This is a genomic window from Paraburkholderia steynii, assembly GCF_900100565.1.
GTDB lineage: Bacteria > Pseudomonadota > Gammaproteobacteria > Burkholderiales > Burkholderiaceae > Paraburkholderia > Paraburkholderia terrae.
In genome coordinates, this window is sequence record NZ_FNDI01000002.1 from 224,410 (window position 1) to 238,061 (window position 13,652).

General features: G+C 64.1%; 11 protein-coding genes. 5 read left to right on the forward strand and 6 right to left on the reverse strand.

Annotation, left to right across the window (positions count from 1 at the left end):
* Position 1: 1 nt before the first annotated feature.
* From BLT65_RS04965 to BLT65_RS04990, 6 genes are read right to left on the reverse strand one after another with little or no spacing between them, the layout of a single operon-like run.
* Positions 2-1,603 carry an AMP-binding protein gene (locus BLT65_RS04965; protein WP_091775443.1) on the reverse strand — a complete coding sequence of 534 codons (1,602 nt, stop codon included), beginning with the start codon at positions 1,601-1,603 and terminating at the stop codon, positions 2-4.
* The gene (locus tag BLT65_RS04970; RefSeq protein ID WP_091775446.1) at positions 1,596-2,132 is read right to left on the reverse strand and encodes a (2Fe-2S)-binding protein; all 537 of its coding nucleotides are present in this window, start codon (positions 2,130-2,132) and stop codon (positions 1,596-1,598) included. Before BLT65_RS04970 ends, BLT65_RS04965 begins: the two co-directional genes overlap by 8 nt.
* Positions 2,129-2,950 (reverse strand): FAD binding domain-containing protein, encoded by an 822-nt coding sequence (locus BLT65_RS04975; protein ID WP_091775449.1) that lies wholly within the window; start codon positions 2,948-2,950, stop codon positions 2,129-2,131. Before BLT65_RS04975 ends, BLT65_RS04970 begins: the two co-directional genes overlap by 4 nt.
* Positions 2,947-6,009: a xanthine dehydrogenase family protein molybdopterin-binding subunit gene (locus BLT65_RS04980; RefSeq protein ID WP_091775453.1), complete on the reverse strand. Its 3,063-nt coding sequence runs from the start codon at positions 6,007-6,009 to the stop codon at positions 2,947-2,949. Before BLT65_RS04980 ends, BLT65_RS04975 begins: the two co-directional genes overlap by 4 nt.
* Entirely contained in the window at positions 6,006-6,638 is a 633-nt protein-coding gene (locus tag BLT65_RS04985; RefSeq protein ID WP_091775455.1) for a UbiX family flavin prenyltransferase, read from the reverse strand. Before BLT65_RS04985 ends, BLT65_RS04980 begins: the two co-directional genes overlap by 4 nt.
* Entirely contained in the window at positions 6,631-8,136 is a 1,506-nt protein-coding gene (locus BLT65_RS04990; RefSeq protein WP_208545729.1) for a UbiD family decarboxylase, read from the reverse strand. The genes BLT65_RS04985 and BLT65_RS04990 overlap by 8 nt, the downstream gene beginning before the upstream one ends.
* 312 nt (positions 8,137-8,448) lie before the next feature.
* On the opposite strand from BLT65_RS04990, the gene BLT65_RS04995 reads away from it, so the two are divergent.
* The 5 genes from BLT65_RS04995 to BLT65_RS05015 all read left to right on the forward strand — a co-directional run bounded on the left by BLT65_RS04995 (position 8,449) and on the right by BLT65_RS05015 (position 13,613).
* Entirely contained in the window at positions 8,449-9,390 is a 942-nt protein-coding gene (locus BLT65_RS04995; protein ID WP_042304900.1) for a LysR family transcriptional regulator, read from the forward strand.
* 88 nt (positions 9,391-9,478) lie between these two features.
* Entirely contained in the window at positions 9,479-10,381 is a 903-nt protein-coding gene (locus tag BLT65_RS05000) for a LysR family transcriptional regulator (RefSeq protein WP_091775461.1), read from the forward strand.
* Between the two features lie 154 nt (positions 10,382-10,535).
* Complete coding sequence (locus BLT65_RS05005; RefSeq protein ID WP_091775465.1) at positions 10,536-11,861, forward strand: MFS transporter; 1,326 nt, start codon at positions 10,536-10,538, stop codon at positions 11,859-11,861.
* A gap of 46 nt (positions 11,862-11,907) precedes the next feature.
* Positions 11,908-12,948: an amidohydrolase family protein gene (locus BLT65_RS05010; protein ID WP_091775469.1), complete on the forward strand. Its 1,041-nt coding sequence runs from the start codon at positions 11,908-11,910 to the stop codon at positions 12,946-12,948.
* Positions 12,945-13,613: an RraA family protein gene (locus tag BLT65_RS05015; RefSeq protein WP_091775472.1), complete on the forward strand. Its 669-nt coding sequence runs from the start codon at positions 12,945-12,947 to the stop codon at positions 13,611-13,613. The genes BLT65_RS05010 and BLT65_RS05015 overlap by 4 nt, the downstream gene beginning before the upstream one ends.
* Positions 13,614-13,652 lie beyond the last annotated feature (39 nt).

A 13,652-nucleotide genomic window follows, 5' to 3' on the forward strand; every position in this document is an offset into this window, starting at 1 on the left:
GTCACTCCTTCGTGATTTCAATGTGTTGATGCAAAGCGTCGACCGATGCGGCCGGGCCGCGCTCGTCGCGCAGGTATTCGCCCGCCTGGAGCTTGCGGCGCAGGATCTTGCCAACCGGGGATTTCGGAATGTCGTCGACGAACACGTAGTCGCGCGGGCGCTTGAAGTTGACGAGATCGGACGCGCGGCACCATGCGTCAAGCGTGTCGCCGTCGACGTAATCGCTTCGCTTGACGAAAGCGACGACGCGCTGTCCCCAGCGTTCGTCCTTCACGCCTGCCACGGCCACTTCGTCGACGCACGGATGCAGCGACAGCACCGATTCGATATCGACAGGCGAGATGTTCTCGCCGCCGCTGATGATCATGTCGTCGACACGGCCGGACACGTAGAGATCGCCGTCTTCGTCGAAGAAGCCGGTGTCGCCCGTGAAGTACCAGCCGTTGCGCAGGGACTTCGCGTTCGCATCGGGCCGGTTCCAGTAGCCTTCGAAAGCTTCGTCACCGAGCAGGTCGGCGATGATCTGGCCTTCTTCTCGCACGGCGGCGACGTCGTCCGGCGACTGCGCGTCGAGCTTCACGACGCGCAAGCGGGTGTTGATGCCTGCGCGTCCGGCGCTGCCGGGCTTGAGCGTCGCGTGCTGGTCGATGCTGACCGTGTAGACCTCGGACGACCCGTAGTGGTTGACGAACAGTTCAGGTTCGAAGGCAGTGGACAGACGCTTGAGCAAGCCATCGCTCATCGGCGCGCCTGCAAAACCGAGCTTCGTGACGGATGACGTATCGATATCGCCGAACGCGCGATCCGCGAGCAGATCGTGATAGAGCGTCGGCACGAGATAGAGACACGAGAGCTTGTATTGCGCGATCGAATCGAGCGCGAGGCGCGCATTCCAGCGGCGCACGCAGACGAACAGGCCATCGACGAGCGCCATCGAAAGCAGCGAGCGCACGCCCATCGTGTGATAGAGCGGCATCACGCCCAGCGTGCGTTCGCCATGCCGATAGAGGTTCTGTGCCACGTGTGCGAGCGCTGCGGCGCGTTCGTGCCGATGTCGGCGCGGCACGCCTTTGGCCTTGCCCGTCGTGCCGGACGTGTAGAGGATCAGCGAGTAGTCGTCGGCAGAGGCGTGCGTCGGCGTCGATTCGGTGGTTTCGTCTGCGTGAGCCGTTTGAACCGCGAGCAGCACGTTGATCGATGCGGTGCGTCCCGGCGCATCATCTAGCGCGATGCGTGCCACACTCTGCGCGGCGGGGCTTTGCATCACGGCTTCCGCGCTGACGGGTTCGTAGACGATCGCCTTCACGCCCGCGTCGGTCACGCAATAGTCGAGTTCGTCGGGCTTCGCGCGCCAGTTGAGCGGCACGATGACGATGCCCGCAAACTGGCAGGCCCAGTGCAGCGTCGCCATTTCCCAGCGGTTTTGCAGCACGACGAGCAGACGGTCGCCATGCGCGAGACCCAGCTCGCGCAGCCCGTGCGCCGCTTGCAGAATCAGCTGGTGCCATTGCGCGTAAGTGACGCGAAACTCGCCGTCGACGAGCGCCAGCGCATTCGGGCTGCGCTCCACGCTTTGCAGAAACGTGCGGCCGAGATCAAGCATGTTCGGCCTCCGTGTCCGCGCACGGCGCTTTGCGCCGCGCCGCGCAGTCGAGCACGGCGGCGACGATCGGCGTATAGCCCGTACAGCGGCAGATGTGCCCCGACAGCATCTCGCGCACCTGCTCTTCCGTCGGATCAGGCACGCGCTGTAAAAAGTCTGCGCACGACATCAGGATGCCCGCCGTGCAGAAGCCGCACTGCAACGCGTGATGACGCGAGAACGCCTGTTGCAGATCGCCGAGCGTCTGCGCGGGTGCGAGCCCTTCGACGGTATCGACGCGCCGGCCGTCGGCTTGTACCGCGAGCATCAGGCACGAACGCGCCGCGACGCCATCGACATGCACGGTGCATGCACCGCACACGCCATGTTCGCAGCCGACGTGCGTGCCCGTCGCGCCGAGTTCATGACGCAGAAAATCGGACAACAACTCGCGGGTTTCGCAATGGCCGCTGCGTTCGCGGCCATTGAGCGTCAGCGTGACGGCGTGCTGCTCGCCGTGCCGCATGACATACGGTGTGGACTTGCTCACTTGGCCTCCTCGATCACGCGCCATCCGAGTTCGCGAACCAGATGACGGCGGTACTTCGCGCTGATATGCGCATCGTCCTGCGCGCCCAGTTTCCAGCTCAAATCGTTCAATGCGCCGCGCAGGTCGACGCCCTGCAGACGTGGCCAGCACTCGACTTTCGGCCGGTCCGCGACGCCGCCCACGGCGATCCGTATCGCGTCGTCCGTGACGACGGCGGCGCACGCAACCATCGCGAAGTCGCCGTGACGTGCGGAGCATTCAGCGAACCCAAAGCGCTCGCCCGGCTCCTTCAGCGGGAAGCGCACCGCTTCGACGAGTTCGTCCGGCTCGCGCGCCGTCATCAACATGCCCTGAAAGAAGTCGTTTGCGGACACGGTGCGTTGTTTCTTTTTCGAGCGCAGCAGCACCTCGCCGCCGAGCGCCGTCAGTACGAGCGGCAATTCCGCGCTCGGGTCCGCATGCGCGATCGAGCCGCACACGGTGCCGCGATTGCGGATCTGAAAGTGTGAGATGTGCGGGAAGGCCTTCGCGAGCAACGGCACTTCGTCACGCAGCGTCGCGCGCCATTCGACGCTGCCTTGCGTCGCCGCTGCGCTCACGACCAGGCGCCGCGCATCGCGATCCACGCGCACGGCGTTCAGTTCGTCGGTGCGCGAGATGTCGACGAGCACGCGCGGTTGCGCGAGCCGCATGTTCAGCACGGCCATCAGCGATTGGCCGCCCGCCAGCACGCGCGCGTCTTCGCCGCTTTGGGCGAGCACGTCGAGCGCTTCGTGCGTTGTCATGGCGCGTACGTAGTCGAATGCGGCGGGCTTCATGCGTGCCTCCTGAAGCGTGCGAAGAGACGCCGGAACAACCGCGCGAGTGGCGAGCCGTCCGTCGCGAGCGGTTGGCCTGCAGCCTGCCGTCCGAGTGCTTCAAACAGTTGTCGCAGCACGACCTTCGCCGCGCCTTCGAGCATGCGCCCGCCGACGGCGGCGACCTTGCCCGACACCTGGGCTTCGTAGTCGTACGTGAGGCGCGTGCCGTTGGCCGTCGGCGTGAGTTCGACCAGGCCATTGCCGCGCGCGCTGCCAAGCGGCGACATGCCCGCGCCTGCAAGCCGCAGCCGATGCGGTGCATCGATCTCCGACAAGCCGATACGCGCCTCGAAACGGGCCTTGATCATGCCGACGCCGATCGTCACATCCGCGCGATACTGGTTCGGCCCCATCGCTTCGAGCGCGTGGCAGCCGGGAATGACCTTCGCAAGCGCGGCGGGGTCGAGCAGCACCGCAAAGATCGCCTCGGGTGTGGCGGGCAGATCGACGCTGCCTTGCGCCGTGAGCGCGCGTCCGCCGCCAGGCGTTGCGGGCTTCGACGTGGGCGCTTCGCGATACTCAGGCCGCGAAGGCTCCGGATCGTCGATACCGATCAGCGCCATCACCTTAGATGGCGTGAGCGGCAAGCGGATATCGTCGATGCCGAGCGCGTCCGCCACGGCGTTGGCGATGCACACGGGCGTGCTCATGTTGTTGCCTTCGCCCAATCCTTTCGCGCCGAGCGGCGTGAACGGCGAGGGCGTTTCCAGATGCACGATCAGCGGGTCGGGTACCTCGCAGGTGGTCGGCATCAGATAATCGGCGAGCGTGCCCGACTGGAAGCTGCCGTCCGCGCCATAGCGGAACTCTTCGAGCAATGCCGCGCCGAGACCCTGCGCGAACGCGCCGCGAATCTGGCCATCGGCGAGCGCGGGGTTCAACAGCGTGCCTGCGTCGTGTGCCGTGACATACCTGTCAACGCGTACGTGGCCTGTCGCGCGGTCGAGTTCGATGCCGCACATGTCGAATGCGAAGCCGTAGGCCGCCGACGTATTGATGCGGTCGTTCTCGTCCGGTGCGTCCATATGAGGCGGCGACCAGAACACGGTCTCGCGCAAACCCGGCTCTTCGCCTTCGGGCAGGAGCGCGGGCGCCCAGTGCGGTGCATTGCTCGCGGCGCGGCCGAACGGCAGTGCGCGCTCTTCAGCATCCTTCGGATAGATGCGGGCGCCTTCGAAGCGCACGTCGTCGGGCACGCAGCCGAACTGTTTCGCGAGGATGCGCGCGAGCTTGTCGCGCGCGCGCATCGCGGCGAGATGCACCGTGCCTGCTACCGCACCCGCAAAGCGGCTGGAATAGTTGCCCGATGCGACGGACCACGCGTCCTTGTGCGTATCGAACTCGACGTTGACGACGATGTCCTTCGGATCGAGACCAAGCACGTCGGCCACGACCTGCGCGCAGACGGTCATATGCCCTTGGCCCGCGGGCGTCGACGCGATCGTCACGTTCACGCCGCCCAGCAGATCGACGCTCACGGTCGCGCTCGCGATCGCGCCGTTTTTGGGTCCGGCTTTTTTGCGCGCTTCGGCGGGCATCACGGTCGTGATGTAGCCCATATTCGACACGGAAGGCTCGACGATGGCCGCGAAGCCGATGCCATAGAGCCGGCCTTGCTTGCGCGCGGCATCGCGGCGCGCGACCAGTTCGACGTGGCCGCCATCCGACAGCGCGCGCCGCAGCGCTTCCTGATAATTGCCTGAATCGAGCAGCGCGCCCGCTGCCGCACGATACGGAAACGCATCCGCAGGCACAAAGTTGCGGCGATAGACGTCGAGCACATCGAGCTTCAACTCGACGGCAATACGCTGGATCAGCCGTTCGAGCGCGAAATACACCTGCGGCCCGCCGAACCCGCGCACGAGACCCGTCGGCGTCTTGTTAGTCAGCACGACGCGGTTGCGCACGAGCAGATTCGGAATCGCGTAGGCGCCCGTCAGGCAGCCGTGCATCCGGTAGAAGGTGGCGGGCTCGGGCGCGCGCACGTAGCCGCCGCAATCCTCGAGCTGATCGTAGGAGAGGGCGATGATGCGTCCATCGCTTTCGACGCCGGCTTCGATGGTCGATAGCCGCGCCGTCGCAGAAGTGGCCGCACTCAGATGTTCGAGTCGGTCCTCAACCCATTTCACGGGTGCGCCCGCCTTGCGCGACGCGAGGCACATCAGCACGACATACGGAAACACCGCCTGCTTCACGCCGAAGCTGCCGCCCGAGTCGCGCGGGGCCTTGTGACGCAAGCGGTTCGCGGGCACGTTCAACGCCATCGCCATCACGGCATGCAGCGAGAACGGACCCATGAAATTCGACGTGACGTCGTAGCCTTCGTCGCCCGACAGATACTCGGCGATCACGACGCCGCATTCGATCGGCGCGCACGAGTTGCGCGGATAGTGCGTAACGAGCTTCACACGATGCGGAGCCTGCTCGAATGCAGCCTCCGGCTCGCCGTAGCGGAAGTGCCGGTCGCTGATCACGTTGGTGCCGACCCGCTCGTGCAGAACGGGCGCGTCGTCGCGCATCGATTGCTCGATCGAGGTGACGGGATCGAGCGGCGTGTATTCGACCTTGATGAGGTCGAGTGCGTCTTCGGCGAGCGCGCGCGATTCTGCCAGCACGACGGCCACCGGCTCGCCGACGTAGCGCACGCGATCCATCGCGAGCGCCCATTGCTCCATCGGCGACTTCACGCCGACCACGAACGGACGCGACCATGGGCGCAGATCGTCGCGCGTCAGCACGGCGCGCACGCCGGGCAACTTCTCTGCACCGCTTGCATCGATCGAAACGAGTTGGGCGTGCGCGTGCGGCGAGCGCAGCACGGCGGCGTGCAGCGTGCCCGGCTTCACACCGATGTCGTCGCCATAGCGGCCGCGCCCCGTCAGGATCGCCGGGTCTTCGAGCCGCTGCATCGGGCGGCCGACATGTTTCACTGCGCGTGCCGGCGCGGCCTCGTGTGCGGGCGCGTCGCGCTCCGCAACGATAGGGGCTTCGGCAACGTTCATGTCGCGCTGGTTCATCGGTCGGCTCCATCGTCGTCGCGGCGGCTCGCGAATTCATCGGCGAGACCGCTCCAGCGCTTCGCGATCTCGCGATGCTCGATGACGAACAGGTCGAGAATGCGGCCGACCGTGTGATCGACCACGTCTTCGATTGTCTTCGGATGCGCGTAGAAAGCGGGCACGGGCGGCATCACGATGGCGCCCATTTCGGTTGCCAGCGTCATGTTGCGCAAGTGCGCGAGGTTGAGCGGCGTTTCGCGCGCCACCAGCACGAGGCGCCGGCGCTCCTTGAGCATCACGTCGGCAGCGCGCGTCAGCAGGTTGTCCGCGAAGCCGTTCGCAACGCCCGCGAGCGTTTTCATCGAGCAGGGCGCAATCACCATGCCTTCCGTGACGAACGAGCCGCTCGCGATGGTTGCGCCGATGTCGCGCACGTTGTGGGCGACATCCGCGAGTCCGTCGAGATCGCTGCGCGTGAGGCCCATTTCCTGCGCTGCCGTGATGGCGCCCGACGTCGACACGATCAGATGCGTTTCGTGCGTGCCGATCCGGCGCAGCGCGGCAAGCAGGCGCACGCCGATCATCGCGCCGCTTGCGCCCGATATGCCGACGACGATGCGTGGTTTGCGGGTTGGGCGCTCAGTCATGACGGCGGGCCAGATAAGCGTCGAATGCGGTGTTATCCGTGGCGACGAGGGTCTCCAGATCGACCGTGTCTTCGCCCGGAATCCGCACGCGCGTGAACACATGGGCGGGATAGACAACGGGCCGTGTCGCGTCGAGCCCCATCTTCGCGCTGACGCCTTGCAGATGCGGCGGTGCATCGTCGGGCTGGCCGACGGTCGTCGACGGATCGAGGGGCGAGCCTTGCGCGCCTTCGATCACGACGAGATCGCGATCGGCCTGAAAGCGCGTCGCGATGGCCCATTCGATTTCGGCGGGATCATGCACGTCCACGTCCGTATCGACGACGACTACCTGCTTGATGTCGTAGTGCGCGCCGAACGCGCAGAGAATCACGTTCTTCGCTTCGCCTTCGCGCTTCTTGTCGAACTGGATCCACAGGTGATAGCGGCACACGCCGCCCACCGACAGATGCACGTCCTTCACGCCCGGATGGCTGCGTTGCAGATGCGCGAGCAGCGTCGCTTCACGCGGAATGCCACCGAGCAGCAGGTGCTCCATTTCAGCGGGCACGATCGTATGAAAAATCGGGTCGCGCCGATGCGTTACAGCCGTGACCTCGATGACTTCACGTGCTTCTTTCGCGCTGTAGTACTTCGGGAACTCGCCGAACGGGCCTTCGGGCTCGCGCACGTTCGGCAGAATGAGTCCTTCGATCACAATCTCCGCGAACGCGGGGACGTACACGCTGTTCGTGACGCATTGCGCGACGGGCAGCGGCGCGCCTTGCAATGCGCCGGCGATTTCCAGCTCATCGTGATCGATGGGCGTGATGGCTTGCGAGGCGAGCATCGTCAGTGGATCGACGCCGATGGCGATGGCGACGTCGAGCGCGTCGCCGTTTGCTTCGGCTGCTTTCTGGAAGGCATAAAGATGGCGCGGCAATAGCAGGATCGCCATGCGGTCGCGGCCATGCACCTGAATACGGTTGATCGAGACGTTTTGCACGCCGGTGCGCGGATTGCGCGCAATCACGAGGCCAGCCGTGATGTAGGGGCCGTTATCGTGCTCGCTGTGTGTCGGGATCGGCAACAGCGCGTGCAGGTCGATTGCATCGGTATGAACGATCTGCTGGCAGGCCGCCTCGCCGCGCGCGACCCGTTGCGATGCGATGGGCGCGTCGGCGGCATCGCGAAAGCGCGCGAGCAAGGCGTGTTCCTCGACGCCCATCGCTTCCGCGATCCAGGAGCGCTTCGACATGAAGCCGCTCACCACCGGCACGTCAAGTCCGCCAGGGTGCGTGAAGAATGCGGCCTGCGTGCCGTCGAGCCGTTTGGCGACAGCGGCCAGTTCGTGTTCGAGCGCGACGGGCCGGTCGATCGTCGCGAGACGTCCGGTGCGGGCGAGATGCGTGAGCCAGCCGCGCAGCGTGAACGCGCCCGAAGGCTCGGCCCACGTGACGGCTTGCGAAAACGACGTGGCGGAAAAGGCGCCTTGGGTCGCGGCGTCGCGAGTGTTCATCTGCGTCTCCATCATTGCCGCCTCTTCGATGCTTTCGATGCGAATCGGATCGAGAGGACATGGAGCCAAGCGTAACGACAAGGCGGTATAAGTTCTAATACTGATTTTTGATGCTTTGGATCATCGTTGCTGATATCCGTGTTAGCCCCGATGACGTTCGCCTTACAGCGCGATATCAATACACACGCCCGTGCCGCCTTGTGCGCCGGGGATTTGCCACGGCATGCCCAGCGGGGCTTTCGGCTGTGGCCTGATGAAACGGATGGCCGCCATTAGTCGTCGTGATAACCCGCTTCCGGGATCGTCCCAGTTATGGACCTCAAGCAAATCCAGTATTTCATCGCGTTGTTCGAAGACGGCTCGGTCACGCGCGCGGCCAAGCGGCTGAACATCGTGCAGCCCGCGCTCAGCATGCAGATCGCGAAGCTGGAGGAGGAGTTGCACCAGCAGCTTTTCGATCGGGGCGCGCACGGCATGGCGCCGACCGCCGCGGGGCGGCTGATGTACCGGCTCTTTCTGCCCATCATGCGTGACCTCGCGCACGCGCGGCAGCAACTCGTGCAGCGCGACGAAGTGGTGACGGGGCATGTCGGAATCGGGCTCATTGCGTCGGTGACGGAGAGCGTGCTGGCGGATTCGCTGTCGCGTTTTCATGCGCGCTATCCGCATGTCGAAGTGACGGTAGCGGACGGCTACAGCGCAACTTTCATCGATTGGGTGGCGGGCGGTCAGCTCGACGCCGCGCTGATCAACAAGCCGCGTGCGCGTCTGTCGCTCGATTCGCAGCCGCTGCTCGACGAAGAGATGGTGCTCGCGACCAGTGTCGCGCATGGGCCGGAGCTGCCGCATTCGATCGAATTCGCGCAATTGCCCGAACTGGAACTCGTGTTGCCAACCAAACGCAACGGTCTGCGTGGTGTGCTCGATACGGCGGCGCAACATGAAGATGTGATGCTCGCGCCGCGCTTCGAAATCGATGTGCTGTCAACCATCGTCGCGCTCGTCGAGAAGACGCGCTTTGCGACGATTCTGCCGCGTATCGTCGTTGGACGCGCGGTGCGGGAGGGGACGCTGCGCGCGTATCCGATACTCGCGCCACGCATCGTGCGGCACATCGTGCGCGTGAGCCATCCGCGCCGGCCGCTCAGCGCGGCGGCGGAAGCGCTGATTTCGATCATCGCGGACGAATTGCGGCAAGTGTCGAGCGCGATGGATGTGGGCGTGCCCGTGGAGCAGAAGGAAGCGGCTGGCTGAGCACGAACGTGGGACGGTGTGGATCGTCGCGACCTGCGAAGCATGTCATCATGTCGACGCCCAACGATCCAACGCAACGACTCGACCGATGAACCTCAGAGCGCTTCAATGTTTCGTGACGCTCGCTGAAGAGTTGAACTTCAGCCGCGCCGCAGAGCGTCTGCATATTGCGCAACCCGCGCTCAGCCAGCAGATCCGCGCATTGGAAGAGCGGCTCGGCACGCAACTGATCGACCGCACGCGCAGGCCGCTGCGTCTCACGGAAGCAGGGCAGTACCTGTGTACCGAGGCGAAACAGATACTCGGCTCGCTCGAACAGGCCACGCTCGGCGCGACTGAAATCGGCATGGGCCGGCGCGGCTGGCTGAGTGTCGGCTTTACCCGCTCGGCGATGTACAGCATTCTGCCGCCTGCGCTGAAGGCTTTTCACCGCGAGTTTCCGCAGGTCGAGCTGAAGCTCTACGAAATGCTCACCGACGAGCAGAGCGACGCCCTGCGTGACATGCGCATCCACGTCGGCATCGGACGACAGCCGCTTCCCATGTCGGGCTACACGTCGCGCGTGCTGTTGCGCGAGCAGCTCGTCGTTGTGATGGCGCTCGATCATCCGCTTGCAAAGCGAAAGAAAGTGAAAGTCGCCGAACTGGCCGACACGCCGTTGATCCTCTATCCGAAGCATCAGAATGCGCAGTACAAGCGGTCGGTGCTGTCGCTGTATCGCGATGCGGGCGTGACGCCGTTCATCGCGCACCAGGCTTACGAAATACAGACTGCGATTGCGCTCGTCGCGGCGGGGCTGGGCGTGACGGTGGTCGGGGAATCGGTTGCCCGGCATGGACGTACCGACGTCGTGTACCGCCACCTGGAAGGCCCGGGTTCCGCACAGCGTTCGACCCTCGCCGCCACCTATCGCGACGACGACACGTCGCCGCATCTGCTCGCATTCTTACGCTGCCTTCCGCCCCCGCTCGTCGACAGCGGCACACTATAAGACGATCGTTATACAAGAATAAGCATCTCGTCTTGGACTTCCTGGCTGCGCATTCCTACCATCGAACAGATAGCTGACGTTGTGGTTTGAACCACATCGCTCAGTCCACTGGAATGAAGCGACCGCAGTGTCGCGCGCTCAGGAAGGAGACGGCATGACCCGCATCGACGAAGCAGCAACCATGCGAAAAGTGTACGGGCGCTTGATGCCCTTGCTCTTCGCAATGATGTTCTTCAACTATCTCGACCGCATCAACATCGGCTTCGCAGCCCTCGATATGAACAACGACATGGGCTTCAGTCCTGCCGTGTTCGGCTTCGCGGGGAGTATTTTCTTCGTCGGATACATGCTGCTAGAAGTGCCGAGCAATCTGCTGTTGCATCGTGTCGGCGCACGTCGGTGGATTGCGCGCATTCTGCTCACGTGGGGCGCGGTCGCAGCCGCCACGGCATTCGTGTTCAACGACACCAGCTTCTACGTGCTGCGCTTTCTGCTCGGCGTGATGGAAGCGGGTTTTCTTCCCGGCGTCGCCGTTTATCTGACCAAGTGGTTTCCCGAACGCTACCGGGCGCGCGCCGTTGGCGGGTACATCATTGCGGGCTCGTTTTCGGCGGTGCTCGGCGGCCCGATCTCGACGTCGCTGATGACCTACGCGAATGGCGTGCTCGGACTGCATGGCTGGCAATGGATGTTCATCCTCGAAGGCGTCCCGGCGATGCTGCTCGGCCTCCTGACGCTGCGCATCATGACCGAGCGTCCCGCCGACGCTGCATGGCTCAGCGACGACGAGAAGCGCTGGCTCGAATCGACGCTCGCTGCGGAACGCGAAGCGCTCGGTGGCCATACGCATGTTTCGTTTCTGCGCGTGGCAGGCGATATCCGCGTGTGGAGCCTTGCATGTCTGTTCGGCTGTGCGCTCGTGGGGATTTACGGGCTCTTTCTGTGGCTGCCGCAGATCGTCAAGAGCCTCGGCCATCTGAGCAATATCGAAGTCGGCTTTCTTTCTGCAGCGCCGCCGCTGCTCGGCGTGCTCGGCACGTTCCTGATCAGCCGCAGTTCCGACCGTTCCGGCGACCGCAAGAAGCACCTCGCATTCGTGTATGGCGCGAGCGCGATTGCCATCGCGGGCAGTGCCTATGCGCCGAATCCCGTGATCGCTTATGCGCTGCTGTGCGTAACGGGACTCTTTATTTACGCGGGCAATCCGCTGTTCTGGAGCCTCGCGTCGTCGTTCAGGACAGGCGCGGCGGGCGCCGCCACGATTGCGCTGATCAACACGATCGCGCAGTTCGGCGGACTGGTGGGGCCGTGGAGCATTGGATTGGTGCGCCGCGCGACGGGCAACTTCTCGCTGGCGTTGCTGACCATCGCGGCGTTCCTCGTGATCGCGACGATCATCGCGTTGGTCATGCGGGTCACGCCGCCGGAGGAGGGCGCGTCTTCGGCGCTCGCGAATGGCGATGCCGCCACCGGCAGCTAATAGCGTTTATCGCAAGTTCATTGGAAAGACTCAAAGGGTTCGCTACATGATCATCGATTGCCACGGTCATTACACGACGTCGCCACGATCGCACGAGGCGTGGCGCGCGAAGCAGATTGCCGCGCTGAAAGACGGCACGCCCGTGCCGCCGCGTCCCGTCATCACGGATGACGAGATCCGCGAAAGCATCGAAACGGGACAGCGCCGCATTCAACGCGAGCGCGGCACCGACCTCACGATCTTCTCGCCCCGCGCTGCGGGCATGGGACATCATCTCGCAGGCGCAGAGGCGAATGCCGTCTGGTCGAACGAGTGCAATGACCTCGTGCATCGTGTTTGCTCGCTGTTTCCAAGGCATTTTGTCGGGGTGTGCCAGTTGCCGCAGGCACCCGGTGTGTCGCCCGACAATAGCATTGCAGAACTGCGCAGGTGTGTGCAGGAGCTTGGCTTTATCGGCTGCAATCTGAATCCGGATCCCTCTGGCGGGCACTGGTCTGGGCCGCCGCTTACCGATCGCTTCTGGTATCCGTTATACGAAGCGATGGTTGAACTCGATGTGCCCGCGATGATTCACGTCTCGTCATCGTGCAATCCGAATTTTCATGCGACGGGCGCGCATTACATCAACGGCGATACGTCTGTGTTCATGCAGTTGCTCACCGCCGATCTGTTCGCGGACTTTCCAACGTTGCGCTTCATCATTCCTCATGGCGGCGGCGCTGTGCCGTATCACTGGGGACGTTATCGCGGGCTCGCGCAGGACATGAAGCGGCCGTTGCTGCGCGACTATCTGCTGAAAAACGTGTTCTTCGATACGTGCGTCTATCACCAGCCCGGCGCCGAGCTGCTCGCGAAAGTGATTCCCGTCGAGAACATTCTTTTCGCGTCGGAAACCATCGGCGCAGTGCAGGGCATCGATCCCGAGACCGGTCACTACTATGACGACACGCGGCGCTATATCGATGCAATCGAATGGTTGAGCGACGTGGACCGGCAGCGCATCTACGAAGACAACGCGCGGGCGGTGTATGCACGCCTCACCGCGCAACTCGAAAAACAACTGGCAACGGAAGGGGCGACGATATGAATCCGATCGGCTGGCGCGAATATGAATCGGCTCCACAAGCGAGCCCTGCAACGCTAGGTGCGTTGCGCGAACTCGCGGTGTCGCTGCTCAGCGACAACATGGCGCGCGCGAGTGGAATAGTGGGCTTGCAGGCGTATCACAAGCCGCATGCGATGGCGGGCACGGCTGTCACGGTGCGCACGCGCGGCGGCGACAATCTCGCGATCCATCGAGCGTTCGATTTTTGCAGGCCCGGCGACGTGCTCGTGATCGACGGTGGCGGCGAGCTGACCCAGGCGCTGATGGGCGACATCATGGCGAGCTATGCGGAAAGCCTCGGCGTGCAGGGGCTGGTGATCGACGGCGCGATACGCGATGTCGGCGCGCTGCGTCAACGCGAGTTTCCTGTGTATGCGCGGGGCGTTACGCATCGCGGGCCTTACAAGAACGGGCCCGGGGAAATCAACGTGCCCGTGACGGTTGGGCGGATGGTGGTGAATCCGGGCGACATCATTGTTGGCGATGAAGATGGGCTGCTAGCAATTGCGCCTTCGGATGTGGAAAGCGTGATTGAAGGGGCGCGCAAGCAGGGTGCGAAGGAAGCGGCTGCGTTGCAATCGATTGCCGAAGGGCGGTTCGACCGGTCATGGGTGATGCCGCATCGCGATCGGATGATGAACGGGTGAGGTTTTGCGAGCGGCGCGGCGTGGTTACGCGAGTTGAGG

Bases quoted from the DNA above. Each gene is read 5' to 3' on its own strand.
- BLT65_RS05015 (WP_091775472.1), top strand. From the start codon at position 12,945: ATGAATCCGATCGGCTGGCGCGAATATGAATCGGCTCCACAAGCGAGC.
- BLT65_RS04995 (WP_042304900.1), top strand. From the start codon at position 8,449: ATGGACCTCAAGCAAATCCAGTATTTCATCGCGTTGTTCGAAGACGGC.
- BLT65_RS04990 (WP_208545729.1), bottom strand. From the start codon at position 8,136: ATGAACACTCGCGACGCCGCGACCCAAGGCGCCTTTTCCGCCACGTCG.
- BLT65_RS04965 (WP_091775443.1), bottom strand. From the start codon at position 1,603: ATGCTTGATCTCGGCCGCACGTTTCTGCAAAGCGTGGAGCGCAGCCCG.
- BLT65_RS04975 (WP_091775449.1), bottom strand. From the start codon at position 2,950: ATGAAGCCCGCCGCATTCGACTACGTACGCGCCATGACAACGCACGAA.
- BLT65_RS04985 (WP_091775455.1), bottom strand. From the start codon at position 6,638: ATGACTGAGCGCCCAACCCGCAAACCACGCATCGTCGTCGGCATATCG.
- BLT65_RS04980 (WP_091775453.1), bottom strand. From the start codon at position 6,009: ATGAACCAGCGCGACATGAACGTTGCCGAAGCCCCTATCGTTGCGGAG.
- BLT65_RS05000 (WP_091775461.1), top strand. From the start codon at position 9,479: ATGAACCTCAGAGCGCTTCAATGTTTCGTGACGCTCGCTGAAGAGTTG.
- BLT65_RS05010 (WP_091775469.1), top strand. From the start codon at position 11,908: ATGATCATCGATTGCCACGGTCATTACACGACGTCGCCACGATCGCAC.
- BLT65_RS05005 (WP_091775465.1), top strand. From the start codon at position 10,536: ATGACCCGCATCGACGAAGCAGCAACCATGCGAAAAGTGTACGGGCGC.